Origin of the sequence: Delftia sp. S65 (assembly GCF_016516495.1) — a bacterium.
GTDB lineage: Bacteria > Pseudomonadota > Gammaproteobacteria > Burkholderiales > Burkholderiaceae_C > Comamonas > Comamonas acidovorans.
The window spans coordinates 58,688-81,793 of sequence record NZ_JACVUR010000016.1 but is presented as its reverse complement, the minus strand read 5'-3'; the positions used below and the strand labels follow the sequence as shown (position 1 = coordinate 81,793).

At 68.4% G+C, this 23,106-nt stretch carries 23 protein-coding genes; 6 read left to right on the top strand and 17 right to left on the bottom strand.

Annotation, left to right across the window (positions count from 1 at the left end):
• Window position 1 precedes the first annotated feature (1 nt).
• The 7 genes from ureC to IAE24_RS15285 form a co-directional block, all read right to left on the bottom strand.
• A complete protein-coding gene (gene ureC, locus IAE24_RS15315; RefSeq protein WP_012203113.1) occupies window positions 2–1,705 on the bottom strand; it encodes an urease subunit alpha in 1,704 nt (567 codons plus the stop codon).
• A gap of 12 nt (window positions 1,706–1,717) precedes the next feature.
• Window positions 1,718–2,023, bottom strand: a complete 306-nt coding sequence (locus tag IAE24_RS15310; RefSeq protein WP_179217966.1) for an urease subunit beta — start codon at window positions 2,021–2,023, stop codon at window positions 1,718–1,720.
• Between the two features lie 27 nt (window positions 2,024–2,050).
• Complete coding sequence (locus tag IAE24_RS15305) at window positions 2,051–2,662, bottom strand: HupE/UreJ family protein (RefSeq protein WP_199961058.1); 612 nt, start codon at window positions 2,660–2,662, stop codon at window positions 2,051–2,053.
• A gap of 11 nt (window positions 2,663–2,673) precedes the next feature.
• A complete protein-coding gene (locus IAE24_RS15300) occupies window positions 2,674–2,976 on the bottom strand; it encodes an urease subunit gamma (protein WP_012203116.1) in 303 nt (100 codons plus the stop codon).
• Window positions 2,977–3,147: 171 nt separating this feature from the next.
• Entirely contained in the window at window positions 3,148–4,065 is a 918-nt protein-coding gene (locus tag IAE24_RS15295; protein WP_199961057.1) for an urease accessory protein UreD, read from the bottom strand.
• A 199-nt stretch (window positions 4,066–4,264) separates the two neighbouring features.
• Window positions 4,265–5,503 (bottom strand): MFS transporter, encoded by a 1,239-nt coding sequence (locus tag IAE24_RS15290; RefSeq protein ID WP_199961056.1) that lies wholly within the window; start codon window positions 5,501–5,503, stop codon window positions 4,265–4,267.
• A 46-nt stretch (window positions 5,504–5,549) separates the two neighbouring features.
• On the bottom strand, window positions 5,550–6,077 hold the full coding sequence (locus IAE24_RS15285; RefSeq protein ID WP_071954276.1) for a RidA family protein: 528 nt from the start codon (window positions 6,075–6,077) through the stop codon (window positions 5,550–5,552).
• Between the two features lie 129 nt (window positions 6,078–6,206).
• Between IAE24_RS15285 and soxR the strand changes: the two genes are divergently transcribed.
• On the top strand, window positions 6,207–6,677 hold the full coding sequence (gene soxR / locus IAE24_RS15280) for a redox-sensitive transcriptional activator SoxR (RefSeq protein WP_013804325.1): 471 nt from the start codon (window positions 6,207–6,209) through the stop codon (window positions 6,675–6,677).
• A gap of 23 nt (window positions 6,678–6,700) precedes the next feature.
• Here the strand turns inward: soxR and IAE24_RS15275 are convergent, their stop codons facing one another.
• Entirely contained in the window at window positions 6,701–7,912 is a 1,212-nt protein-coding gene (locus tag IAE24_RS15275; RefSeq protein WP_325100535.1) for an MFS transporter, read from the bottom strand.
• Window positions 7,913–8,190: 278 nt separating this feature from the next.
• Between IAE24_RS15275 and IAE24_RS15270 the strand changes: the two genes are divergently transcribed.
• On the top strand, window positions 8,191–8,658 hold the full coding sequence (locus IAE24_RS15270) for a hypothetical protein (protein WP_071954279.1): 468 nt from the start codon (window positions 8,191–8,193) through the stop codon (window positions 8,656–8,658).
• A gap of 48 nt (window positions 8,659–8,706) precedes the next feature.
• Here IAE24_RS15270 and IAE24_RS15265 read toward each other — a convergent pair whose 3' ends face one another.
• Together IAE24_RS15265 and IAE24_RS15260 are read right to left on the bottom strand one after the other, a co-directional pair.
• The gene (locus tag IAE24_RS15265) at window positions 8,707–9,657 is read right to left on the bottom strand and encodes a diguanylate cyclase (RefSeq protein WP_099753012.1); all 951 of its coding nucleotides are present in this window, start codon (window positions 9,655–9,657) and stop codon (window positions 8,707–8,709) included.
• Window positions 9,658–9,773: 116 nt separating this feature from the next.
• Window positions 9,774–10,838 (bottom strand): serine/threonine protein kinase, encoded by a 1,065-nt coding sequence (locus IAE24_RS15260; RefSeq protein ID WP_199961055.1) that lies wholly within the window; start codon window positions 10,836–10,838, stop codon window positions 9,774–9,776.
• Between IAE24_RS15260 and IAE24_RS15255 the strand changes: the two genes are divergently transcribed.
• The gene (locus IAE24_RS15255; protein ID WP_233626241.1) at window positions 10,837–11,646 is read left to right on the top strand and encodes a 2'-5' RNA ligase family protein; all 810 of its coding nucleotides are present in this window, start codon (window positions 10,837–10,839) and stop codon (window positions 11,644–11,646) included. The genes IAE24_RS15260 and IAE24_RS15255 overlap by 2 nt on opposite strands.
• On the opposite strand, the gene IAE24_RS15250 is transcribed toward IAE24_RS15255, so the two are convergent.
• The 3 genes from IAE24_RS15250 to IAE24_RS15240 all read right to left on the bottom strand — a co-directional run bounded on the left by IAE24_RS15250 (window position 11,647) and on the right by IAE24_RS15240 (window position 13,504).
• Entirely contained in the window at window positions 11,647–12,063 is a 417-nt protein-coding gene (locus tag IAE24_RS15250) for an organic hydroperoxide resistance protein (RefSeq protein WP_012203126.1), read from the bottom strand.
• A gap of 64 nt (window positions 12,064–12,127) precedes the next feature.
• Window positions 12,128–12,595: a MarR family winged helix-turn-helix transcriptional regulator gene (locus tag IAE24_RS15245; protein ID WP_012203127.1), complete on the bottom strand. Its 468-nt coding sequence runs from the start codon at window positions 12,593–12,595 to the stop codon at window positions 12,128–12,130.
• Between the two features lie 93 nt (window positions 12,596–12,688).
• On the bottom strand, window positions 12,689–13,504 hold the full coding sequence (locus IAE24_RS15240; protein WP_199961054.1) for a crotonase/enoyl-CoA hydratase family protein: 816 nt from the start codon (window positions 13,502–13,504) through the stop codon (window positions 12,689–12,691).
• 213 nt (window positions 13,505–13,717) lie between these two features.
• On the opposite strand from IAE24_RS15240, the gene IAE24_RS15235 reads away from it, so the two are divergent.
• Together IAE24_RS15235 and IAE24_RS15230 are read left to right on the top strand one after the other, a co-directional pair.
• Entirely contained in the window at window positions 13,718–14,122 is a 405-nt protein-coding gene (locus tag IAE24_RS15235; protein ID WP_043825756.1) for a helix-turn-helix domain-containing protein, read from the top strand.
• Window positions 14,119–15,447 (top strand): HipA domain-containing protein, encoded by a 1,329-nt coding sequence (locus IAE24_RS15230; RefSeq protein ID WP_199961053.1) that lies wholly within the window; start codon window positions 14,119–14,121, stop codon window positions 15,445–15,447. Before IAE24_RS15235 ends, IAE24_RS15230 begins: the two co-directional genes overlap by 4 nt.
• Before the next feature lie 75 nt (window positions 15,448–15,522).
• Here the strand turns inward: IAE24_RS15230 and IAE24_RS15225 are convergent, their stop codons facing one another.
• On the bottom strand, window positions 15,523–16,371 hold the full coding sequence (locus IAE24_RS15225; protein WP_012203129.1) for a 3-hydroxybutyryl-CoA dehydrogenase: 849 nt from the start codon (window positions 16,369–16,371) through the stop codon (window positions 15,523–15,525).
• A gap of 156 nt (window positions 16,372–16,527) precedes the next feature.
• On the opposite strand from IAE24_RS15225, the gene IAE24_RS15220 reads away from it, so the two are divergent.
• Entirely contained in the window at window positions 16,528–18,120 is a 1,593-nt protein-coding gene (locus tag IAE24_RS15220) for a GMC family oxidoreductase (protein WP_199961052.1), read from the top strand.
• On the opposite strand, the gene IAE24_RS15215 is transcribed toward IAE24_RS15220, so the two are convergent.
• The 3 genes from IAE24_RS15215 to IAE24_RS15205 form a co-directional block, all read right to left on the bottom strand.
• On the bottom strand, window positions 18,117–19,385 hold the full coding sequence (locus IAE24_RS15215; RefSeq protein ID WP_199961051.1) for a GGDEF domain-containing protein: 1,269 nt from the start codon (window positions 19,383–19,385) through the stop codon (window positions 18,117–18,119). The two genes, IAE24_RS15220 and IAE24_RS15215, sit on opposite strands and share 4 nt — an antisense overlap.
• A 62-nt stretch (window positions 19,386–19,447) precedes the next feature.
• Window positions 19,448–20,944 carry an AMP nucleosidase gene (locus tag IAE24_RS15210; protein ID WP_012203132.1) on the bottom strand — a complete coding sequence of 499 codons (1,497 nt, stop codon included), beginning with the start codon at window positions 20,942–20,944 and terminating at the stop codon, window positions 19,448–19,450.
• 3 nt (window positions 20,945–20,947) lie between these two features.
• Window positions 20,948–23,026, bottom strand: a complete 2,079-nt coding sequence (locus tag IAE24_RS15205; protein WP_013804316.1) for a putative bifunctional diguanylate cyclase/phosphodiesterase — start codon at window positions 23,024–23,026, stop codon at window positions 20,948–20,950.
• Window positions 23,027–23,106: the final 80 nt, after the last annotated feature.

The following is a 23,106-nucleotide window of genomic DNA, read 5'->3' as shown; positions in this document are numbered from 1 at the left end:
CTTAAAAAAGAAAATACCGCTGCGCCATCGGCAGCTCGGTGGCGGGCTCGCAGGTCAGCAGCTGGCCGTCGGCCACGACCTGGTAGGTCTCGGGATCGACGCTGATGTCGGGCTGCCAGTCGTTGTGCACCATGTCGCGCTTGCTGACGCTGCGGCAGTTTTCCACGGCCACGGTGCGCTTGCGCAGGCCGTAGCGGTCGGCCACGCCGGCCTGCTGGGCGGCCTGCGAGACGAAGGTCAGGCTGGCCGCCGCCACGCCGCTGCCCTGGCCCGCGAACATGGGCCGGTAGTGCACGGGCTGGGGCGTGGGGATGCTGGCGTTGGGGTCGCCCATGGCGGCGCTGGCGATGCTGCCGCCCTTGAGGATGAGGCTGGGCTTGACGCCGAAAAACGCCGGCCGCCACAGCACCAGGTCGGCCAGCTTGCCGACCTCGACCGAGCCCACGACATGGGCGATGCCATGCGTGCGTGCGGGGTTGATGGTGTACTTGGCCACGTAGCGCTTGACGCGGAAGTTGTCGTGGCGCGCGTTGTCGCCCGGCAGGCTGCCGCGCTGGACCTTCATCTTGTGCGCGGTCTGCCAGGTGCGCAGCACGACCTCGCCCACGCGGCCCATGGCCTGGCTGTCGCTGGAGATCATGGAGAAGGCGCCCAGGTCGTGCAGCACGTCCTCGGCGGCGATGGTCTCGCGGCGGATGCGGCTTTCGGCGAAGGCGATGTCCTCGGCAATCGAGGCATCCAGGTGGTGGCAGACCATGAGCATGTCCAGGTGCTCGTCCAGCGTGTTCACCGTGTAGGGCCGCGTGGGGTTGGTGGACGAGGGCAGCACGTTGGCCTCGCCGCAGACCTTGATGATGTCGGGCGCGTGGCCGCCGCCCGCGCCTTCGGTGTGGTAGGTGTGGATGGTGCGGCCCTTGAAGGCGGCCACCGTGGCCTCGACGAAGCCGCCCTCGTTGAGCGTGTCGGTGTGGATGGCGACCTGGGTGTCGGTCTCGTCGGCCACGCCCAGGCAGCAGTCGATGGCGGCGGGCGTCGATCCCCAGTCCTCGTGCAGCTTCAGGCCGATGGCGCCCGCCGCGATCTGCTCGCGCAGCGGCGCGGCCTGGCTGGCGTTGCCCTTGCCCAGCAGGCCGATGTTCATGGGGTAGCCGTCCACGGCCTGCAGCATGCGCTCCATGTGCCAGGGGCCGGGCGTGACCGTGGTGGCGAAGGTGCCTGTGGCCGGGCCCGTGCCGCCGCCGATCATGGTGGTCACGCCGCTGGTCAGCGCCTCGTCGATCTGCTGCGGGCAGATGAAGTGGATGTGCGTGTCGATGCCGCCGGCCGTGACGATCATGCCCTCGCCTGCAATGATTTCCGTGCCGGGGCCGATGACGATGGTCACGCCCGGCTGCATGTCCGGGTTGCCGGCCTTGCCTATGCCTGCGATCAGCCCGTTCTTGATGGCGATGTCGGCCTTGACGATGCCCCAGTGGTCAATGATCACGGCATTGGTGATGACGGTGTCGGCGCAGTCGGCGGCCATGCGCTGGCTCTGGCCCATGCCGTCGCGGATGACCTTGCCGCCGCCGAACTTGACCTCTTCGCCGTAGATCGTGTGGTCCTTCTCGATCTCGATGACCAGGGCTGTGTCGGCCAGCCGCAGGCGGTCGCCCACGGTGGGGCCGAACATCTCGGCATAGGCCTGGCGCGTGATGCTTGCCATGAATGTTCCCTTTCAGAGAGGCCCCATCACCTTGGCGTTGAAGCCGAAGATGATGCGGTCGCCGGAGATTTCCACCAGTTCCACCGTGCGCTCCTGGCCCGGCTCGAAGCGCACGGCCGTGCCGGCCGCGATGTTCAGCCGCCAGCCGCGTGCGGCGGCGCGGTCGAAGTGCAGGGCCTCGTTGACCTCGAAGAAATGAAAGTGCGAGCCCACCTGCACCGGCCGGTCGCCGGTGTTGGTGACCGTGAGGGTCTGCACGGGCCGGCCTGCGTTCAGCAGGATCTCGCCGGGCTCGGCGAGCAGCTCGCCGGGGATGATGCGCTCGGTCATGTGCGGCTCCCGCGATCAGCCTGCCAGCGCCACGGCACCGTAGCCCATGGCGGCCACGCCGGCCAGGCGTGCAGCCCAGGCCGATGCCGTGCCGCCGCGCATGGCCCGGCCAAAGGCCACGCCCAGCGCATGCAGCACCAGCGTGGTGGCGACCATGCCCGCCATGTAGGCCCAGAACACGGCTGTGGGCAGCGCGTGGGGGAATACCTCGCCATGCGCGTATCCGTGGAACAGCGCGAAGGCGCCGGCCAGCACCATGGCCAGGGCCACGGGCAGGCGGCGCTGGGCCACCAGCAGCAGGCCGAAGGCCAGCAGCGAGGCGGCCACCATGGGCTCGACGGCCGGCAGCTCCAGCGGGGTCTGCGTCAGCGCAAGGCCCAGCGCCATGCATGCGGCAAAGGCCACGGGCGGCAGCCACTGGCGCTTGAGCATCAGCCCGCACCACAGGCCCAGCGCCAGCATGGCCAGCAGATGGTCCAGGCCAGCGATGGGGTGGGACAGCCCGGCCATCAGGGCCTGCATGGCGCCGTCGCCGGCGTGCAGGTGGGCGCCGGCCCCCGTATGGGCGCTGGCGGCCGTGGCGGCGGCCAGCAGGGCCGGGGCGAGCAGAAGGCGGGGATGGAACATGGCGGATCTCCTCAAACGATCGGGTGATGAACGGTGACCAGTTTGGTGCCGTCCGGGAAAGTGGCTTCGACCTGGATGTCCGGGATCATTTCTGGAATGCCCTCCATCACATCGGCGCGCGTCAGCACCGTGGTGCCCAGGTGCATGAGCTCGGCCACGGTCCTGCCGTCGCGCGCCCACTCCAGCACGGCGGCGCTGATCAGCGCCACGGCCTCGGGGTAGTTGAGCTTCAGGCCGCGCGCCTTGCGGCGCTCGGCCACCAGGGCTGCGGTGAACAGCAGCAGCTTGTCTTTTTCACGGGGCGTGAGTTCCATCAGTTCAACTCCATTCAGTTGTCACAGCACGCGGTATCGTCGATGGCCATGGATACGGCGAGGCATCGATCAGAGACAGCGAGCAAGGGCAGCCCCGCCGCGAGGCTGTCGTCCTCCTCCCGCGAAGCGAGAGAGGGGGAAGGCGCGAAGCGACTCAGGGGGTGTTTCATTTCAGGTCGCCCACAGGCGCGGGGGGCGGGCCGGTTGGTCCAGCAGGGCCGGGCGCAGCAGGCGCCAGCCTTCATGCAGCACGGCCCGTGCCGCCTCCATGCGCCGGGCCAGCACGCGCAGCAGCAGCACCGAGGGCGCGCCGCCCTGGCCGGCCAGCAGGCTGGCGCCGGCGCGCACTTCATCGCTCCAGGGCAGGCTGGCGGCCAGTTGCTCGCTCAATGGCTCCATGGCTGCCAGGGGTTCGGGGGCCACGGCCCAGAGGCTGGCCTGTATGGGGAAGCCTGCCCAGGCAACGGGGCTGGACAGCAGGGCATGGCCGGCGTGCAGTTCGCCTTGCTCCAGCCACAGCGGCCGTCCGCCACATGCGAGCCGGTTGTGAAGCTGCAGGCGCGCGGCAGCGGTGGGGGAGGCGCCAGTGTGGTTCCAGTGCTCGCCCGCGCCATAGCGGCCCAGCACCACGGCATCCCAGCCGATGGCGCGCGCGCCCGGCGCAAGCTCCAGGTCCAGCGCCATGGTGGCGTCGGCACCGGCGAACAGTATGTTTTCCTGTGGCAGCCATTCCAGGATGGCGCCTTCTTCCACGCGCAGCCGCACGCGCTGCGCGGCCGGGCGGCCCTGGGACTTGTACCAGCGCGTGGCGCCCGGTGTGGTCAGCAGGGCGTGGGCGCCGGGCTCCACGGTCACATCGATCTGCAACTGGTCGCCGCCGGCCACGCCGCCGGGCGGGTGCAGCAGCACGGCATGGCAGATGCCGGGGCCTTCGGGGTGCAGCGGTTTTTGCACGCGCAGCGGGCCGCTGTGGCGTGCGTGGGAAAGCACGCTGCCCTGACCGGCGCGGTGCCCGAAGCGCAGGTCCAGCATGGCCTGCCAGCCCGAGGCGCAAGCGGGCACGGCGGTGATCGGTAGCGCTGCGGACATGGGCGTGACGGGCGGTACAGGGCGTGGTGGTTGTAACGGCCTTTGTCATGCATTTAGCGTGCCAATCCGGTGCAGTGGCGGTTGCGCCATGCTGGTGCGCTGGCGCATCGGATTGGTGCGTTTCCTGCATGGCAAGGCGCGCAAGACGGCACGTTTGCAGTGCATTCTTGCGCAGCGTGCCGCAGGCTGGTGCTCTTTCTTACGCGCTTGCCCGGGTCTGACGCGCCAGGCTTCTGTCCCAGGCCACGACGGCCAGCGTGGCCAGGCTCAGAATCAGGCCCGCCACGCTGGCACCTGTCCATCCCCAGTGCAGCCAGACCGCCGAGCCCACGGCCGAGCCTGCCGAGGCGCCGATGAAATAGCCCGTCATATAGACCGCATTGATGCGCGAGCGCGCCAAGGGTGCCAGCGCATAGATCACGTTCTGGTTGCTGATGTGCAGGGCCTGCAGCGCGGCATCGACGATGAGCAGTCCCGCCAGGAACCACCACAGGCTGGTGCCGCCCAGCCACAGCGCCCCCCAGCCCGCCAGCATCAGCAGGCCGCCGGCCAGCGTGGTGCGCTGCTCCAGCCCCCGGTCGGCCAGCCGGCCGGCCATGTTGGCCATGAGGGCGCCGGCCACGCCGACCAGGCCGATGAGGCCGATCTGCGCATCGCCGAATCCATAGCCCGGCCCGGCCAGCAGCAGTGCCATGGTCGAGAACAGCACGCTCACCGTGGCAAAGCCCATGCCGCCGATCAGCGCCCGGCTGCGCAGGCGCGGCTGCTCGCTCGCCAGCGTGAGCAGGGAGCGCATCACCGCGCCATAGCCTATGGGCTGGGCCGGCTGCGCCAGGGGCAGCGCGCGCCGCAGCAGCAGGGCCACGCCGGCCGTGGCCAGGGCGCCCACCCAGTAGACGGCATTCCAGCCGCCCAGCTCCGACAACAGGCCCGCCACGCTGCGTGCCGCCAGGATGCCGATCAGCAGCCCGCTCATGACCAGCCCCACGGCGCGCCCGCTGGCGCCGGGCGCCGCAAAGCTGGCCGCCATGGGCACCAGCACCTGGGCCGCGACCGAGAACAGCCCCGTCATCAGCGTGCCCGCCGCCAGCAGCGCAAAGCTGTGCGCCATGCCGCTGGCCAGCATGCCCAGCGCGGCCAGCAGCATCAGGCCCAGCACCAGGCGGCGGCGTTCCAGCATGTCGCCCAGCGGCACGAGCAGCAGCAGTCCCAGCGCATAGGAGACCTGGGCCATGGTCACCGTCAGCGAGGCACGCGCCTCGCTGATGCCCAGGTCGATGGCGATGGAGTGCAGCAGCGGCTGGTTGAAGTAGTTGGCGCCTGCGCACAGGCCGCAGGCCGTGGCCATGAGCAGCAGGGTGCTCTGGGGCAGCACGGGCGTGGCGGTGGCCTGCATGGGCGGCGAGGGCTGGGCGCAAGCCTGGGAGGATCTGTTCATCTGACGAATGCCTGTGTTATCTGCTTATGGGTGGCAAACGGATGGCTCAGACCCACAGCGGCGGCCGTGCGGGCTGGGCGTGGGCGGGCAGTGCGGCCACGGCATCGACCTCGATCAGCATGCCGGGCAGGGCCAGCCGGGGCACGGGGATCAGTGTGCAGGCCGGAAAGCGCGGCAGGGTATTGCCGGGGGCGCCATCGCCGGGGGCACCGTCGCTCCAATGCAGGCGCACGGCGGCCTGCCAGTCGTTGAAGCGGGCCTCCGAGTGGTCGACGATGAGCAGGGTCAGCTTGACCACCTGGCCCATGTCCGCGCCCGCCGCCTGCAGCGCCAGCTTGAGGTTGGACAGGGCCTGCTGCGCCTGGGCCGCGAAGCTGTCGGGCAGGTCGCCCGCCTGGTTCTCGCCCCCCTGGCCCGAGACGAAGGCCCATTGCGCCGGCCCGTGCACGGTGACCACATGGGTGTAGCCGTTGGGCGTGGCGTCGTAGAGGCCGGCGGGCTGCAGATGTTGCAGTTGCGGGGCCGTGGAAGCGGCGGGCTGTGCCGAGGAGGTGGCAAGTGCGTCGTGTGGCATGTATGGCTTGGAGTCTGAGAGTGGGCCGGACCGGGCGGCGAGGCTTGCCAGTGTGAAACCTCAACCAAAGTTGAGGTCAAATGCAGGCCTGCTTGGACCTATTTTTCCTGCGCCTATTTTCCTGCTGCCATGAATCTGTCTTCTGCCGGTGTCACCGCGTCCGACCATGACGGGCCGGCCATCCTCTCCGTGGGCGAAGTCGCCCGGCGCAGCGGCATCACCGTCTCGGCCCTGCATTTCTACGAGCGCCAGGGACTGATCGAGAGCCTGCGCACGCCCGGCAACCAGCGCCGCTATGCGCGTGCCGTGCTGCGGCGCGTGGCGGTCATCAGGGTGGCCCAGCGCATGGGCGTGCCGCTGGCCGAGATTGCCGAGGCGCTGCAGGACCTGCCCAGCGGCCGCACGCCCACGCAGGCCGACTGGGCCGCGCTGTCCGCACGCTGGCGCCATGCGCTGGATGCGCGCATTCAGGGCCTGACCCAGCTGCGCGACCAGATCGACGGCTGCATAGGCTGCGGCTGCCTGTCCCTCAAGGTCTGCCCGCTGCGCAATGACGGCGACTGCCTGGCCGAAGACGGGCCGGGGCCGCACTTTCGCTGAACGGGCATGCGCCCTTGGCGGAACTAGTGCTTGGGCATGGGCAGCGTGGGCGTGCGCGTGCACATCCAGCACAGCCAGCCAGCCAGCGCGCCCATGACGATGCAGTAGGCGACCAGGGCCTCGGTGATGCCGATATGGTCCGAGAGCCAGCCCAGGCCCAGGATGGGCACGATGGTGCCCAGGTAGCCGACCACCAGGTACGTGGACAGCAGGCCCGTGCGCGTGGCCGGCGTGGAGACCTTGTTGACGATGGACATGCCCGCCAGGTTGCACAGGCCGTGGCCCGCTGCCGTGGTGATCACGCTGAGCGCGAACAGCAGGGCCGAGCCCGCGAAGCTGTTGATCAGCAGCAGGAGGTTGCAGGCCACCAGGCAGGCAAAGCCCACAATGGCCGAGCCCTTGGTCGGGCGCGGGCGCGCCAGGTACTGGAAACCCGCCGAGAGGAACAGGATCACGCCGATGGACAGGCCCGAGACAGCCGGCCCGTGCCAGGGCACCATGCGCTGCATGAAGCTGGGCGCCAGCGATGCGAACAGGCTGAACATGCCGAAGGCGCAGAACGCGCACATGCCGCCCAGTGCATAGTGGCGCGCAAAGCGGCGCTCCGGCAGCGTGATGGTGGGCATGAAATCGCGCCAGTGCAGCGCGCGTGCCTGGGTGGAGGCCAGCTCGGCCGGCTCGGCGATGCGCACCTGGTACAGCGCATAGACGGCCAGCAGGCCCAGCCCCAGCGAGGGTATGTAGGCCGTGACCAGCGGCCAGGGCAGCCACTGCGCGATCAGCCCGCCCACCACGGGGCCCAGCCCGAAGCCGAAGGCAATGGTCAGGCTGGTCGTGGCCGCGGCGCGCTGCAGGTCGCCCCGGTTGTTGAGCCGGGTCATGCCCACCGAGGCCGAGGTGGTGATCAGCCCCGAAGCCACGCCGATGACCACGCGCCCCAGCGCAAAGCTGGGCACGTTCCAGGCCACGGCGGAGGCCAGCACGCCCAGCGTCATCAGGATCAGCCCGGCGCGCAGCACGGTGACAAAGCCGAAACGGTCGGTCAGCCGGCCCAGGAACAGCAGGCTGGCCAGCGCGCCGAACATATAGGCCACGAAGATCTGCGTGATGTGGCTGGGCTGCAGCCCCCAGGCCTGCTGGTACAGCGGGTACAGCGGGCTGGCCAGGGCGGTGCCCATGACACCCACGCACATGGAAAAACACACCCACGCATAGGGTGGCCAACGGGTTTGCATAGAAAAGGGAGCGAAAAGGGAGCGCGAAGAAAGCGAAGGGGAAAGCGGCGCCGCGCAGGCCTGGCGCCACCGGGGCGCCACGGCACTGTCCGGGAGCGCATGGAATCTGGAATGACCCGCAGGCCAATGGGTGAATTCTAAGAAACCCGCGTGTCTTGGGTGTTTCGCTGCCTCCGAGCCCCTGGCATGGACCCGGGCATACCGCTGGCAACGTGCGCCGGGCGGGCGGGTGTACCCTGTGGCCGTCCCTGTGTTTTCCCTTGTCCAGAGAGTCCGGCATGCCAGTTCCATCCTCCGCCTTCATGACCTCCCAGCCATCCCGCAAGGCAGCGTGGACCGCGCTTGGCGCCTGCGCGCTGCTGCTGGCCGGCTGCGGCTCGGTGGGCGGCGGCGTGGGCATCGGAATTCCGGTCGGCCCCGTGTCGGTGGGCGTGGGGCTGGGCAGCGGCGGGCTGAGTGCCGGAGTCGGCACGGGCGTGGGCCCGGTCGGCGTTGGCGTCGGCGTCAACCAGAGCGGCCAGGTGCTGGGCAGCGCAGGCGTGGGCGCCTCCACAGGTGTGGGTGGCGCGCGGGTCGGCGTGGGCGTGGGTTCATCCACCGTGCTGCACGATCCGCAGCGCTCCAACGTTCAACCGGCCCAGGAGCCAGCGCCTGCAGCCCCGCCTCAGACCCCGGCCGGCCAGGTGCAATGGCGTGATGCCAGCGGTCAGGTCGTGCCGACCTGCCGCGTCGATGGACGTTGCTGAGGTGCGAGAGAGGGGAACGGCGCGTAGCGCCTCAGGGGGTGCTTCTGATCACCCCGCCCAGACGATGCGGTCGCGACCAGCGTTTTTTGCGAGATAAAGGCGCCTATCGGCATCGGCCAGCAGTTGCTGGGCACTGTTGGTGGGCGAAGGCGCAATGCAGGCCACGCCCAGGCTCACGGTCAGCGCCTGGCCCAGGGGCGAGGCGGCATGGGGCAGGTCCAGCAGCCTGAGCGCATCGACGATGCCCTGCGCCACCAGCACCGCGCCATCCAGCGCCGTATGGGGCAGCAGGCAGACGAATTCCTCTCCCCCATAGCGCGCCAGCAGGTCGCCCGGCCGGTGCAGTGCGCCCTGAATGGCCTGGGAGATCTGGCTCAGGCATTCGTCGCCGACCAGATGGCCGTAGTGGTCGTTGTAGGCCTTGAAGTGGTCCACGTCCATCATCACCAGCGACAGCGGCTCGCCCAGGCGCTGCAGGCGCATGAACTCGCGCTCCAGCTGGGCACTGAAGAAACGCCGGTTGGCCACGCCCGTCAGCCCGTCGCTGTGCGACAGCAGTTGCAGCATCTGGCGCTGCTGCGCAATCTCCAGATGCGTGCGCACGCGTGCCTTGAGCACGGCCGGACGAAAGGGCTTGGTCACGAAATCCACGGCGCCCAGGTTCAGGCCCAGTTCCTCGCAATGGGGCTCGGTCAGCGCGGTGAGGAAGATGATGGGGATATGCGCGGTCTGCAGGTCGGCCTTGAGGCGGCGGCAGACCTCGAAGCCGTCCATCTCCGGCATGCGGATGTCCAGCAGGATGAGGTCGGGCTGGTGTTGGTGGGCCAGGGCCAGCGCCTCCTCGCCGGTGTAGGCCACAAGCGGGCCGCACAGATCCTTGATCACCTGGCAGATGATGGTGGCGTTGTCCGGAACGTCGTCCACCACCAGCACCTTTTGCGCGGCAGGCAAGGGCTGTAGCGGGTTGGGCAGCGATGGTGGGAAGGCGGAGTAGGGCATGGCCGATGGGATTTCGGGCCGAGAATACCCCGGAACCCGCAGCCCTGGATAGGGCGCCGCGGGCCTGGACAATTTGTAAAGATATCTGTCTTCGGGAGGCAGGCAGCCCGGTGGCCTCAGGCGTATAGAGGCTCTTCCTGCATGGCCTCGATCTGCTCGTTGAGCATGTCCACCTGCCCGCGCCAGTAGTCGGGCGTGCCGAACCAGGGGAAGTTGATGGCAAAGATCGGGTCGTCCTGGCGCCGCGCCAGCCAGGCGCTGTAGTGGATGAGGCGCAGCGTGCGCAGCGGCTCGATCAGGGCCAGCTCGCGGCGGTCGAAGGGACGGAACTGTTCATAGCCATCCAGCAGGGCGCTCAGCTGGCGCGTGCGCTGGCCCCGGTCGCCCGACAGCAGCATCCACAGGTCCTGCACGGCCGGGCCGGTGCGCGCATCGTCCAGGTCCACGAAATGCGGGCCGCCGCGGCCTTCGTCGTCCAGCGGCGTCCACAGCACGTTGCCGGGATGGCAGTCGCCATGCAGGCGCAGCGTGCGCGCGCTGTGCAGGCCGAAGTGGCCGGCTGCGCTCAGGCCGTCGGCAGCGGGTGCCATCAGGTCCAGGGCGCGCTGGCAGGCGGCCTTCCAGGTGGATTCCACTTCCAGCGGAATCATTTGCCGGTCCAGCAGCCATTGCATGGAGTCGTGGCCGAAGGTGGCCAGATCCAGCGCGGGCCGGTGCGCAAACGGACGGGCTTCGCCCACGGTATGGATGCGGGCCAGGAAGCGCCCGGTCCACTCCAGCACCTCGAAGTCGTCCAGCTCGGGCGGACGGCCTCCGCGCCAGGGGCTGACCGAGAAATCAAAGCCCGCGTGGCTGTGCAGCGTGGCGCCTTCCAGCACCAGCGGGGGCACGGCGGGCACTTCGGCGGCCGTCAGCTCGGCACTGAAGGCGTGCTCTTCCAGGATTTGCGCGCGGCTCCAGCGGCCCGGGCGGTAGAACTTGAGCACGACGCGATCGCCGTCTTCCAGTACGGCCTGGTAGACGCGGTTCTCGTAGGAGGCCAGGGCCGTGAGCCGGCCGTCGCCCCACAGGCCGACCGAGGCCAGGGCGTCGAGCACCACGTCGGGCGTGAGGCGGGCATAGGCGTGCGAGTCGTCGTTGGGGACGACATTCAGATCAGGATCGTGCGGTGTGGCGGACATGGGGCGATTGTCGCCGGGCTGGCTTAAGCTGTGCGGCTGCCTAGCCTTCGCCGATTCGCCCGCCGTGCCGCTGCTGCCCCATTTCCTGCAATCCCATGCCATAGCAAGCGCCAGCGCCAGCGCCAGCTCCAGTGCGGCAGGCGCATCCGACGACTGGAGCGGCTGGCATCTGGGCCGGCGCCGCTATGCGGTCTGGGTGCTGGAGCTCCATGCGCTGGGCCCTGCCGAGGGCGAAGCCGTGCGCCGCGCCTGTGCGCAGGCGTGCCAGGCCCTGGCCGCTGCGCTGGTTCCTCGGTACGAGCGGCAGCTGCATGTGACCCTGGCCACGGCCGGTTTTCTGGATGGCGACGCGGCCCTGCCGGACGCCTACGGCGCGGCGGAACTATCGCGCGACTTGCACGCGCTGCAGTACCTGCCGGCCGCACCGCTGCAACTGGAATTCGGCGGTTGGGGCAGTTTCGAGATGGCGCCCTATCTGCAGGTGCGCGACCGCAGCCAGGGCAGGCCCACGCTGGGCATGCTGCATGGTGCACTCAGGCCGGCAAGGCCCGGGCTGGCGCTGACCGAGGCGCTGCGCCCCTACGTGCCCCATGTGACGCTGGGCGCCTGGAACGCCGCCTGGCCGCGCGCCCAGGTGCTGCAATGGATAAGCGGCCTGCCGGTGCTGGAGCACTGGCAGGCCGCCGTAGGCGAGATCGCGCTGGTCAGCTATGCAGCCGACGCCTTGCACGGCCCGTTGACCTGCCATGCACGCTACGACCTCCGGGGTCGCAGGCTGCAATGGCGGGAGCGGCCGGGCTGGGCTTGATCAGACCAGGGTGATCTGCACGTCGATGTTGCCGCGCGTGGCGTTGGAGTAGGGGCAGACCTGGTGGGCTGCGTCCACCAGGGCCTGGGCGGCGGCCTTGTCCATGCCGGGCAGGCTGACCTTCAGGCGGGCAGCGATGCCGTAGGCGTTGGGGATGGTGCCCAGGTCCACTTCGGCGTCGATGGACAGGTCCTGCGGCAGGCTGATCTTCTGCTTGCCGGCCACGGCCTTGATGGCGCCGATGAAGCAGGCCGAGTAGCCTGCGGCGAACAGTTGCTCGGGATTGGTGCCCGTGCCGCTGGTGCCTGGCGAGGAAAGGGTCACGTCCAGGCGTCCGTCATCGGTGCGCGAGGCGCCGTCGCGGCCGCCGGTGGTGTGGGCACGTGCGGTGTACAGGACTTTTTCGAGCTGGGCCATGGTGTCTTCCTTTTGCAAAGTTGTCCGGCTGTGCGGACGGGTGGAGGAAATCGGCAATCCGTTGTCAGTCGCTGCGGCGCGGCGCCAGCCGCTCGCGCAGTGCGCCGAGTTGCTGCGTCAGCGCCTGCAACTCGGGCAGCGTGCACTGCGTGCTTTGCAGCACGCAGGCGGGAATCTTTTCAGCCGCATCGCGCAGTGCCCGGCCTTGCGGGGTGAGCGTGATGCGCACGCGGCGCTCGTCCTGTGCATCGCGCACCCGCTCCAGCAGATTCGCGCCTTCGAGCCGCTTGAGCAGCGGCGTCAGCGTGCCCGAATCCAGGGTCAGTTGCTCGCCGATCTCCGACACGGTCAGGCCGTCCCGCTCCCACAGCACCAGCATCACCAGGTACTGCGGATAGGTCAGGCCGATGCCGTCGAGCAGGGGCTTGTAGAGCTTGGTCATGGCCAGCGACGCCGAGTACAGCGCAAAGCAGACCTGGTTGTCCAGGCGCAGAAGCTCGGGGGTGTCGGTGGGCAGGGCGTTGCGTGGCATGGGTGGAATTATTGCTGTCAATTAAATTGTGCACAACTTAATTGAAGAAATCCCTCCAGATCGGAGGGGGAAGATCGGGAGGGCGAGAAAGGCCTACCGGCCCGTGAAGCTCGCGGGGCGTTTCTCGATGAAGGAGCGCACGCCTTCGGCGGCATCCTCGCTGCTGGCCAGGCGCTGCTGCACGGGAATGAAGTCGGCCACGGCGGCGGCCTGGCCCAGCTCGATGGCCTTGAGCACATTGAGCCGCGTGGCCACCACGGCCTGCGGGGCCTGGGCGGCAATCCGCTCGGCAATGCGCAGGGCCTCGGCCAGTTCCTCGCCGGCCGGCACCACCTTCTGCACGAAGTTCAGGCGATAGGCCTCGGCGCTGTCGAACTCATCGGCCGTGAGCAGGTGCAGCATGGCATTGCCCACGCCCGCACGCTCGGCCATGCGCAGCGTGGCGCCGCCCGTGGGCATGATGCAGCGCTGCACCTCCAGTTGGGAAAAGCGGCAGTCATCGGCCGCGACCACGATGTCGGCGCCCAGCATCAGCTCGATGCCCACCGTGAAGCAAATGCCCTTGACCGCCACCACCATGGGCTTGGCGCGGCGCCGGTAGCCGACCAGGCCGTAGTCGTGCGGCTCCACCAGGCCTTGCGGGATGGCCTTCCTGCCCGAGCGCAGGTACTCCGCCATCACCGGCAGGTCCAGCCCCGCCGTGAAATGGCTGCCAAACGCATGCAGCACGCCCACGCGCAACTCGGGATCGTCGTCCAGGCGCGTATAGGCCTCGGCCAGCTGCTGGAACATGGGTGGCGTCCAGCCGTTGCGCTTGGCGGGGCGGTTGATCCCGATCAGCAGCACATGGCCGCGCACTTCGCAGCTGATGCAGCCTTCGGGCGGCGGGGTGGGGGTGTTGATGTCCATGGTTGTCTCCTGCGCATGGACCTTAGTGCAGGCCAGGGATAGGTGCAGTCGCGCAGAGGACGGTAGAAAAGGGGGTGAATATCTAAGCAATGCTTTCGTTTTTCTGGGGTTTGGGAAGCTGCTCGATGAAAATCGATAAGGTCGTTTCGATTCATTGCCAGCGCCGTTGCCGATCGATAAGATCGAAACCATGCTTTCGATTTCATTGAAGCCATGAAGATCTCCATCGACTCTGTGGATGCACTCGGTGACGCGGTATGGGCCGTTCGCAAGGCGCGACGCTTGCGCCAGGACGATGCAGCAGGCGCCGCAGGCGTGAGCCATGTCTTTGTGCGGGACGTGGAGCGCGGCAAGCCCACGGTCCAATTCGGGCGCGTGCTGCAACTGCTGTCCGAACTGGGAATCGAGGTGCTCATCGACCTTCCCGAGGGAACCGAGCAGGCCTATCTGCAGCGCCGCCAGGCCAGGCTGCCACCTGAGCCCCATGGTTCCCACGAGTACCGAACGCGCCAGGGCGCACCGGACGGAGGGCCAGCCGCTGAAGTCAGGGAGGAGCCCGGTGCCCGTGACTCGGACGATGCGTTCTTCCGCACTGCCTTCGAAAAGAACAGGCCGTGACCGCACGCATCCTGGACGTATTCATCAACGGCCGGCTTGCCGGAAAGCTGGTCGAAAACAGGGATGTCTGGGGCTTTGCCTATGAGGAGGAGTGGATGGGCGACCCTCGCGCCTTCCCATTGGCGCCCGGCATTTCCTTGGCAAAGCGCAGGCACATCGACGGATCTACGCACCGCAGCGTCCAATGGTTCTTTGACAACCTGCTGCCCGAGGAAGCACTGCGCAGTGCGATCAGCAAAGAGCTGGAGGTGGATGAGCACGATGCCTTCGGCCTTTTGCAGGCCCTTGGCGCGGAATCGGCCGGATCCCTGGTCCTGCTGCCGCCTGGGGCGGGCGCAGCCGAGCGCGGCGCAAGGAGGCTGGAGTTCGGCGAACTGTCACTGAGACTCAGGAACTTGCCGCGCACATCCTTGCATGCCGGATCACCCAAGCGCATGTCCCTGGCGGGAGCGCAGCACAAAATGGTGGTGCTGTACGACGAGAAAACCGCTCGCCTGCAGGAACCCTTCCAAGGGACGGCTTCCAGCCATATCCTCAAGCCGGACTCCACGGCCGAAGGCTATCCGCACTCGACCGTCAACGAGGCCTTCACCATGAAGCTTGCCGGGCGCCTGGGGCTTGATGTGCCGCCGGTGCACCTGCTGTACACGCCCGAGCCGGCCTATGTCATCAACCGCTTTGACCGCGTGTTTGATGAAGCGTCCCAGGAGTGGCTGCGACTGCATGTGGTGGATGCCTGCCAACTGCTCGACCTGGCCCGGACTTTCAAATATCAAGGAGCCAGCATCCAGACACTGGCGTCGTTGATGGACCGCTGCCGCGAAAAGGCGCAAGCCCGGATGGGCATCTATCAGTGGCTGCTGTTCAACACCCTGGTGGGCAACAGCGACAGTCATCTGAAGAATCTGTCGTTCCTGGTGGACCGGGGCGGCGTCAGGCTGGCGCCGTTCTACGATCTCCTGAGCACCGCCGTCTATCACACGCGGGCTTACGCCGATGAACATGCGGTATGGCCACAGGAGCGGCTGACGGTTCCGCTTGCGGGTGCGGCCTTCTTTGCCGACGTGACCTACGGAAAGCTGCTGGCCGCAGGTACGGCCTTGGGCCTGACCCAGAGCACAAGCGGACGTGTGCTCGACAGGATGCTTGGCATGCTGGCTCCGCAGGCCGATGCGTTGATCGCAGAATTCGAGGCTGGCCAGCTCCACCAGCCTGCCGACTCTGCAATGGACCATTCCACAAGAAGTGCCCACCTGAGAATGCTCAGGTCAATACGTCACATCGTCATCGAGGACATGTTGGCGCTGGTGCGCAAGACCCGGTAGCGCACTGCCACCAAAACAAAAGGCGAAGGCCAGCCTGAGCTGCCTTCGCCTTCGCTTGGCCTTGGGGGCGGTGTATCAGTAGCTGTACACGCCGCGGCCCGTCTTGCGGCCCAGGCGGCCGGCGGCCACCATTTCCTTGAGCAGGGGGCAGGCGCGGTACTTGCTGTCGCCGAATTCCTTGAGGTAGACCTCCATCACGGCCAGGCACACGTCCAGGCCGATCATGTCGGCCAGGGCCAGCGGGCCGATGGGCTGGTTGCAGCCCAGCTTCATGCCGGCGTCGATGTCCTCGGCCGATGCCAGGCCTTCGGCCAGCACGAAGAAGGCCTCGTTGATCATGGGCACCAGGATGCGGTTGACCACGAAGCCGGGGGCGTTCTTCACGGTGATGGGGCTCTTGCCCAGGCGCTCGGACAGTTCCTTGACCGTGGCGTGCGTCTCGTCGCTGGTCTGCAGGCCGACGATGATCTCCACCAGCGCCATCATGGGCACGGGGTTGAAGAAGTGCATGCCGATGAACTTGTCGGCACGGCCCGTCACGGCGGCCAGCTGGGTGATGGAGATGGACGAGGTGTTGGTGGCGACGATGACGTCGGCATCCAGCAGGGCGTCCAACTGCTTGAGGATCTTGACCTTGAGCTCGTAGTTCTCGGTGGCGGCCTCGATGACCAGTTGCGCGCCCTTGAGCGCCGCGTAGTCGGTCGATGTCTTGATGCGGGCCAGGGCGGCGGTCTTCTCTGCCTCGGTCAGCTTTTCCTTCTTGATCAGGCGGTCCAGGCTGCCCGAGACGGTGGCCACGCCCTTTTGGACGGCGGCCTCCGAGATGTCCACCATGACCACGTCGATGCCCGATACCGCGCAGGCCTGCGCGATGCCGTTGCCCATGGTGCCTGCGCCGATGATGCCTACGGTTTGAATTGCCATGACTGTCAGTCTCCTGAAACGAACAAAGTGAATGCGAACGTGAATGCGATCCGGCGATCGTAGCGGGATTCGGAGCATCCACCGGGTTTGCCCCGGCTTGCGGCGCCGCGCAGGCGACTGCAACAGTGGATGGCTACACCGCAGGGGAGGGGAGACATGCTGGATTTCATCGTGATCGGAGGGGGATCGGCGGGCTCGGTGCTGGCCGGGCGGCTCAGCGAGGATGCCGAGACGCAGGTGGCGCTGCTGGAGGCCGGGCCCTCCGACTCCAGCGTGCTCATCCACTGTCCGGCGGGCATGGCCGCCATGGCCAAGGGCGGGCGCCACAGCTGGGGCCTGTCCACCGTGCCGCAGCCGGGCCTGGGCGGGCGGCGTGGCCACCAGCCGCGCGGCAAGGTGCTGGGCGGCTCCAGCGCGGTCAACGCCATGGTCTATGTGCGCGGCCAGCCGGCCGACTACGACCACTGGGCGGCCCATGGCAACCCGGGCTGGAGCTGGAGCGAGGTGCTGCCCTATTTCCTGCGCGCCGAACACAACGAACGCGGCGCCGATGCCTGGCATGGCGCGGACGGGCCGCTGAACGTGGCCGACCTGCGCGATCCCAACCCGCTGTCGCGGGCCTTCGTGCAGGCTGGCGTGCAGGCCGGCCATGCGCACAACGCGGATTTCAACGGCCAGGCGCAGGAGGGCGTGGGGCTGTACCAGGTCACCCAGCGTAACGGCGAGCGCCACCACGTCGCCAAGGCCTATCTGGCGCCGCACCGTGCCAGGCCCAATCTGCGCGTGGAAACGGGTGCCCAGGTGCTGCGCATTCTGTTCGAGGGCCGGCGCGCCGTGGGCGTGGAGTACCTGCAGGGCGGTACGGTGCAGCAACTGCACTGCCGGCGCGAGGTGCTGCTTTGCGGCGGCGCACTGCTGTCGCCGCAGCTGCTGATGCTGTCTGGCGTGGGGCCGGGCGATCACCTGCGTTCGCTGGGAATCGATGTGGTCCACCATCTGCCCGGCGTGGGCGCCCATCTGCATGACCACCCGGATGTGGTGCTGGTGGTCGATGGCGCGCAGCTGACCGACAGCTTCGGCCTGTCACTGGGCGGTGCGCGCAGATTGCTGGCCGCCGTGGGCCAATGGCGCAGCCAGCGGCGCGGCATGCTGACCACCAACTTCGCCGAGGCGGGCGGCTTCATCCGCAGCAGCCCTGGCGAGCCTGCGCCCGATCTGCAACTGCACTTCGTCGTCGCCAAGCTGGTGGACCACGGGCGCAAGACGGTCTGGGGCCATGGCTATTCGCTGCATGTCTGCGTGCTGCAGCCGGCCAGCCGTGGCAGCCTGCGCCTGGCCAGTGCCGACCCGCTGGCCCTGCCGCTGGTGGACCCGGCCTTTTTCTCCGATGCGCAGGACCTGAGGCGCATGGTGAACGGCGTGCGCCGCGCCCACGAGATCCTGGCCCAGCCGGCGCTGGCGGCCCTGGGCGGGCGCGAGATGCCGGCCTCGGCCGGCGCGCAGGACGATGCAGACATCGAGGCCTTCATTCGCAGCCATGCCGACACCATCTACCACCCCGTGGGCAGCTGCCGCATGGGGCCGGGGCCCATGGACGTGGTCGATGCGCAGCTGCGTGTCTACGGCATCAAGGGACTGCGCGTGGTCGATGCCTCGGTCATGCCGCGCATCGTCAGCGGCAACACCAATGCGCCCACGGTGATGATCGCGGAGAAGGCGGTGGACATGATCCGCGGGGGAGCCCTCTAGGTGCCTGGCGTGCGCCCGTGCGCCATGGCCTGCTCCGGGATGGAGGCCGACGGCTGCGGCCCCTGCTCCTCGGACGCGGCCACCGGACTCAGCCGCACCTGCGTCCAGCAGTCGCGCCCGCGGCGCTTGGCGGCGTAGAGGGCGGCGTCTGCGGGGGCCAGCATCAGTTCCAGGCACAGGCCGTTCCAGGCCTGGGGTGCGTGGGCGCAGCCGGCGCTGAAGCGCACTTCGAAGCCCAGCACCTTGCGCGAGGCCTGCAGCAGCGCGGACTGCAGGCGGGTGCACAGGGTGTCCACGCCGTCGTCCGTGGTGTAGAGCAGCAGGCAGAACTCCTCGCCGCCCCAGCGCGCAGCGATTTCGTCGCTGCGCAGCTGCTGCTGCAGCAGGCGGGCGAACAGGCACAGCGTCTGGTCGCCCACGGCGTGGCCGTGCTCGTCGTTGACATGCTTGAAGTGGTCCAGGTCCAGCATCACCAGGGCCAGGGCCTGGCGGTGGCGCTGGGCATGGGCCAGCATGGCGGGTGCGTGCTCCAGCAAGGCGCGGCGGTTGGGCAGCCCGGTGAGCATGTCCTGCAAGGCCAGGTCGCGCAGTTGCTGGCTGGTCTCGTCGCGCCAGGCCACGAGCACGGCCACCATGAGCAGCGTGCTGCTCAGCGTGGTCAGCAGGGCGAAGATCTGGTTGGCGCCGCTGTCTGCGGTGAAGCTGGGCAGGAAGGGCGTGGCCAGGGCCAGGTAGCTGCGCACGAACAGCATCAGCCCCATGAAGGCGGCCACGCCGCACATCAGGTAGCGCCAGCTGCGCGCCACGGGCCGCTGTGGGTCCAGGCACAGGCCGGCCAGCGCCATCAGGCACAGGCCATGGACGGCGCTGAACCAGCCGGTGCGCAGGGCCGCCTGGGGCAGCAGCAGCGCAAAGCCCAGCGGCCCCAGCACGCACAGCGCGATCAGGCCGCGCTCCAGCAGCATCGGGCGCGGCCCCAGCCATTCGCGCAGGGCGCGCGCCATCTGCCACTGGGCGGTGGCGGCCAACGCCGCCGCGCCCAGCGACAGCAGGTCACGTCCCATCAGGCCGTGGGGCAGGCGGCTGGCGATCAGGATGAGGGTCCAGGCCAGGGCCTGCATCAGGAAGAAGTGCTGCGCATGGCGCGCCGCACCGCTGACGCGCCGCCCCATGGCCAGCGGCAGGGCGGCCGACATGGCCATCATGTTGATGGCCACGACGGCGGTCATGGAGAAAAAGTCCAGGGTAGGCAGCGTGGATGGCATGTGCGTCCCTGGATGGCGGTGCGAAGCGTGGCCCGTGAGAAGCGGTGGCCGGTGGCGGGGCGCTACTGGAACGCCACCTCCGCGAAGCTGCGCAGCTTGCGGCTGTGCAGGCGCTGGGTGCCGCCTTCGCGCAGGATGTCGATGGCGCGCATGCCGATGCGCAGATGCTGGTCCACGCGCTCGCGGTAGAAGTGGTTGGCCATGCCGGGCAGCTTGATCTCGCCGTGCAGCGGCTTGTCGGACACGCACAGCAGCGTTCCATAGGGCACGCGGAAGCGGAAGCCGTTGGCCGCGATGGTGGCGCTTTCCATGTCCAGCGCCACGGCGCGGCTCTGGCTGAAGCGCAGCTGGGGCAGGTTGTTGGGCAGCAGCTCCCAATTGCGGTTGTCGGTGCTGGCCACGGTGCCGGTGCGCATGATGCGCTTGAGGTCGGGCCCGTCCATCTGCGTGACGTCGGCCACGGCCTGCTGCAGTGCAAGCTGGATTTCGGCCAGCGCGGGAATGGGCACCCACAGCGGCAGCTCTTCGTCCAGCACATGGTCCTCGCGCACATAGGCGTGGGCCAGAACGTAGTCGCCCAGCTGCTGGCTGTTGCGCAGGCCCGCGCAGTGGCCCAGCATCATCCAGGCATGCGGGCGCAGCACGGCGATGTGGTCGGTGATGGTCTTGGCATTGGCCGGGCCCACGCCGATGTTGACCATGGTGATGCCGCTGTGGTCGGCGCGCACCAGGTGGTAGGCCGGCATCTGCGGCAGGCGCGGCGGCGGCGTGCCCAGCTCGTCATTGGGCTGGGCCGGCAGGCCGGTGCGGCGCGTGACCACGTTGCCGGGCTCGATGAAGGCCACGTACTCGCTGTCCTCCCGGGCCATCTCGGCGTGGCCCAGGCGGATGAATTCGTCGATGTAGAACTGGTAGTTGGTGAACAGCACGAAGTTCTGGAACCACTCGGGCTGGGTGCCCGTGTAGTGGCGCAGGCGGTGCAGCGAGTAGTCCACGCGCGGGGCGGTGAACAGGGACAGCGGCAGGGCCTCGCCGGGATGCGGGCGCCAGGTGCCGTTGGCAATGCCGTCGTCCATGGCTTCGAGGTCGGGCAGGTCGAACACATCGCGCATCAGCTGGCGCCGCTCGCGCGTGAGCGTTCCCTCGATGTGGTCGTTCTCGGCGAACGAGAAGTGGATGGGAATGGGCTTGTCGCTCAGCCCCACCTCCAGCGGCACGCCGTGGCTCTTGATCAGCAGGCGGAACTGCTCGGCGTAGTAGCGCGAGAACAGGTCGGGCCGCGTGAGCGTGGCCTCGTGCGTGCCCGGGCCCTCGACGAAGCCGTAGGCCAGCTGCGTGTCGGCGCGCGCCACGGTGCTCGTGTGCATGCGAACGAAGGGGTAGTAGGCGTGGACGGGAGCGGCCGGGGTTTCGCCGGAGACGAAGCGCTGCATGTTCGAGCGAAGGTGCTCTATCTGCTCCCGGTAGATCTGCTGTACGTGCTCCAGGGCCCGCTGGGGGTCGGTGTGCAAGGTGGCTGCGGCCCTGGAGGCCTGCGAGGGGTTGTGAAGCAAAACCATGGGCTATTGTCGTTGGACTGGATGACTGTTGTGCAATTGCCAGGCGCGCGCCCTCTCGGCCGGCAGGGGTGGCGCCACAAGGTATCCCTGCATCATGCCGCAGCCCAGCTCGCGCAAAAGCGCCAATTGGGCAGGTGTTTCCACGCCTTCCGCCACGATGTCCAGGTGCAGGCTGTGGCCCATCTGCACGATGGCGGTGACGATGGCCGTGTCGTCCTCGCTATCGGGGACGTCGGCGATGAAGGAGCGGTCTATCTTGAGCTGGTTGATCGGGTGGCGGCGCAGGTAGGCCAGCGAGGAGTAGCCGGTGCCGAAGTCGTCGATGGCCAGGCCCACGCCCAGGGCCTGCAGCGCCTGCAAGGTGTCCTGCACCTGCCCGCTGGTGTGCATCAGCGTGGACTCGGTCAGCTCGATGTGCAGCCAGCGCGCCTCCAGCCCCGTTTCCTCCAGCACCTGTGCCACCTCGCGCGCCATGTCGCGCTGGCGGAATTCCAACGCCGAGAGGTTCACGGACAGCGGCACCGGCGCCAGTCCCTCGTCCTGCCACTGGCGCGCCTGGCGGCAGGCCTCGCGCAGCACCCAGTGGTCTATGGCCGAGATCAGGCCGCGCGCCTCGGCAAAGCCGATGAACTCGCCGGGCAGGACCAGGCCGCGCTGCGGGTGGCGCCAGCGCACCAGGGCCTCGAAGCCGGCCAGCCGGCCATCGGCCGTGAAAGTCTGGGGCTGGTAGTACAGCTCGAACTCGCCGCGCTCCAGGGCGCCGCGCAGCTGCTGCTCCTGCATCAGCATCTGGGCCTGGGTGGCCTGGCCGTCCTGGGCGGGTGCATAGAACTGCAGGTTGCGGCGGCCGCTGTCCTTGGCCATGTGCATGGCGCTTTCGGCGCGGTTGAGCAGCTCTTCGGCGTTTTTCCCGTCGCCGGGGTACATGGCGATGCCCATGCACGGCGAGATCACCAGCGGCGTGCCATCGATGGCGCAAGGCGCCTCGATGATGCGCTGCAGGTGGCTGGCCTGTGTCTCGGTTTCCTGCGGATCGGGGTCGTCGGTGAGCACGACCACGAACTCGTCGCCGCCCACGCGCGCCACCAGGTCGTGGGCGCGCACGCTGCCGCGCAGGCGCTGGGCGACCTCGCACAGCAGCAGGTCGCCGGCCTGGTGGCCCAGCGAGTCGTTGATGGTCTTGAAGTGGTCCAGGTCGATGATGAGCACGGCCAGGGCGCGCCGCTTGACCGAAGCCAGCGACAGCGCCTGGCGCAGCATCTGGATCAGGCGCACGCGGTTGGGCAGCTGGGTGAGCTGGTCGTGCTGGGCCAGGAAGTCCATGCGCTCCTGCGCCAGCTGGCGCAGCGTGATGTCGCGCACCAGCACGATGCGGTAGGGCCCGCCCTCGGCCGGCATGGTCTTGGCCTCGATCTCCACGGGGATGCGGTGGCCGTCCTTGTGCTGGATGGCGCCGTCGAAGCGGTCCTCGCGGCCGCTGCGCATGTACTGCAGTGCGTAGAGGCGGAACTCGGGGCAGATGTAGTCGAGGATGGGGCGGCCGGTCAGCTCGTCCAGCGTGTAGCCGGCCAGGCGGGACAGGGCCTCGTTGCCGTCGATGATCAGGCCGTCGCGGTGCATGACGATGGCCTCGGTCGTGACCTCGGTGAACTTGCGCATGCGCTCTTCGCTGTCGCGCACCTTCTGCGCCACATGGTGGTGGTGGCTCACGTCGGTGATCTGCACCACGGCGCCCTGCAGCTGCCCGTGCTCGAAGTGCGGCATCAGCAGCGATTCGATATGGCGAGGCGGTCCATCCGGCTGGGGCACCTCGCGCTCGTAGCGCACATGTTCGCCGCGCAGGCCGCGCTCCACATGCTCGGCGATGAGCTGCCACACGGCTTCGCCCACGATCTCGCGCACGGTCTTGCCGACCGCCTCGGCGGGCGTCAATCCGAAATTGCGTGCGTAGTTGATGTTGGCGAAGCGGCAGCGCAGCGTGCGCGCATCGAAGTAGGCCAGCATGGCCGGAGCCGTATCTGCTATCAGCCGCAGCAGCGTATCGTTGGGCCCCGTGATTTGCGCATCGACGTTCTCTGGCATTCGTCCCCCTCGCTGGGGATTTATAGCGGAATCGCCGAGATTTTGATAGCGCTCTTGTGCGAGGGTGAGCGGCCGCTGAC

Coding starts and splice junctions, on each gene's coding strand:
- ureC (WP_012203113.1), bottom strand. CDS start 1,705: ATGGCAAGCATCACGCGCCAGGCCTATGCCGAGATGTTCGGCCCCACC.
- IAE24_RS15305 (WP_199961058.1), bottom strand. CDS start 2,662: ATGTTCCATCCCCGCCTTCTGCTCGCCCCGGCCCTGCTGGCCGCCGCC.
- IAE24_RS15300 (WP_012203116.1), bottom strand. CDS start 2,976: ATGGAACTCACGCCCCGTGAAAAAGACAAGCTGCTGCTGTTCACCGCA.
- IAE24_RS15295 (WP_199961057.1), bottom strand. CDS start 4,065: ATGTCCGCAGCGCTACCGATCACCGCCGTGCCCGCTTGCGCCTCGGGC.
- IAE24_RS15290 (WP_199961056.1), bottom strand. CDS start 5,503: ATGAACAGATCCTCCCAGGCTTGCGCCCAGCCCTCGCCGCCCATGCAG.
- IAE24_RS15285 (WP_071954276.1), bottom strand. CDS start 6,077: ATGCCACACGACGCACTTGCCACCTCCTCGGCACAGCCCGCCGCTTCC.
- soxR (WP_013804325.1), top strand. CDS start 6,207: ATGAATCTGTCTTCTGCCGGTGTCACCGCGTCCGACCATGACGGGCCG.
- IAE24_RS15275 (WP_325100535.1), bottom strand. CDS start 7,912: ATGCAAACCCGTTGGCCACCCTATGCGTGGGTGTGTTTTTCCATGTGC.
- IAE24_RS15270 (WP_071954279.1), top strand. CDS start 8,191: ATGCCAGTTCCATCCTCCGCCTTCATGACCTCCCAGCCATCCCGCAAG.
- IAE24_RS15265 (WP_099753012.1), bottom strand. CDS start 9,657: ATGCCCTACTCCGCCTTCCCACCATCGCTGCCCAACCCGCTACAGCCC.
- IAE24_RS15255 (WP_233626241.1), top strand. CDS start 10,837: ATGGGGCGATTGTCGCCGGGCTGGCTTAAGCTGTGCGGCTGCCTAGCC.
- IAE24_RS15260 (WP_199961055.1), bottom strand. CDS start 10,838: ATGTCCGCCACACCGCACGATCCTGATCTGAATGTCGTCCCCAACGAC.
- IAE24_RS15250 (WP_012203126.1), bottom strand. CDS start 12,063: ATGGCCCAGCTCGAAAAAGTCCTGTACACCGCACGTGCCCACACCACC.
- IAE24_RS15245 (WP_012203127.1), bottom strand. CDS start 12,595: ATGCCACGCAACGCCCTGCCCACCGACACCCCCGAGCTTCTGCGCCTG.
- IAE24_RS15240 (WP_199961054.1), bottom strand. CDS start 13,504: ATGGACATCAACACCCCCACCCCGCCGCCCGAAGGCTGCATCAGCTGC.
- IAE24_RS15235 (WP_043825756.1), top strand. CDS start 13,718: ATGAAGATCTCCATCGACTCTGTGGATGCACTCGGTGACGCGGTATGG.
- IAE24_RS15225 (WP_012203129.1), bottom strand. CDS start 16,371: ATGGCAATTCAAACCGTAGGCATCATCGGCGCAGGCACCATGGGCAAC.
- IAE24_RS15220 (WP_199961052.1), top strand. CDS start 16,528: ATGCTGGATTTCATCGTGATCGGAGGGGGATCGGCGGGCTCGGTGCTG.
- IAE24_RS15215 (WP_199961051.1), bottom strand. CDS start 19,385: ATGCCATCCACGCTGCCTACCCTGGACTTTTTCTCCATGACCGCCGTC.
- IAE24_RS15210 (WP_012203132.1), bottom strand. CDS start 20,944: ATGGTTTTGCTTCACAACCCCTCGCAGGCCTCCAGGGCCGCAGCCACC.
- IAE24_RS15205 (WP_013804316.1), bottom strand. CDS start 23,026: ATGCCAGAGAACGTCGATGCGCAAATCACGGGGCCCAACGATACGCTG.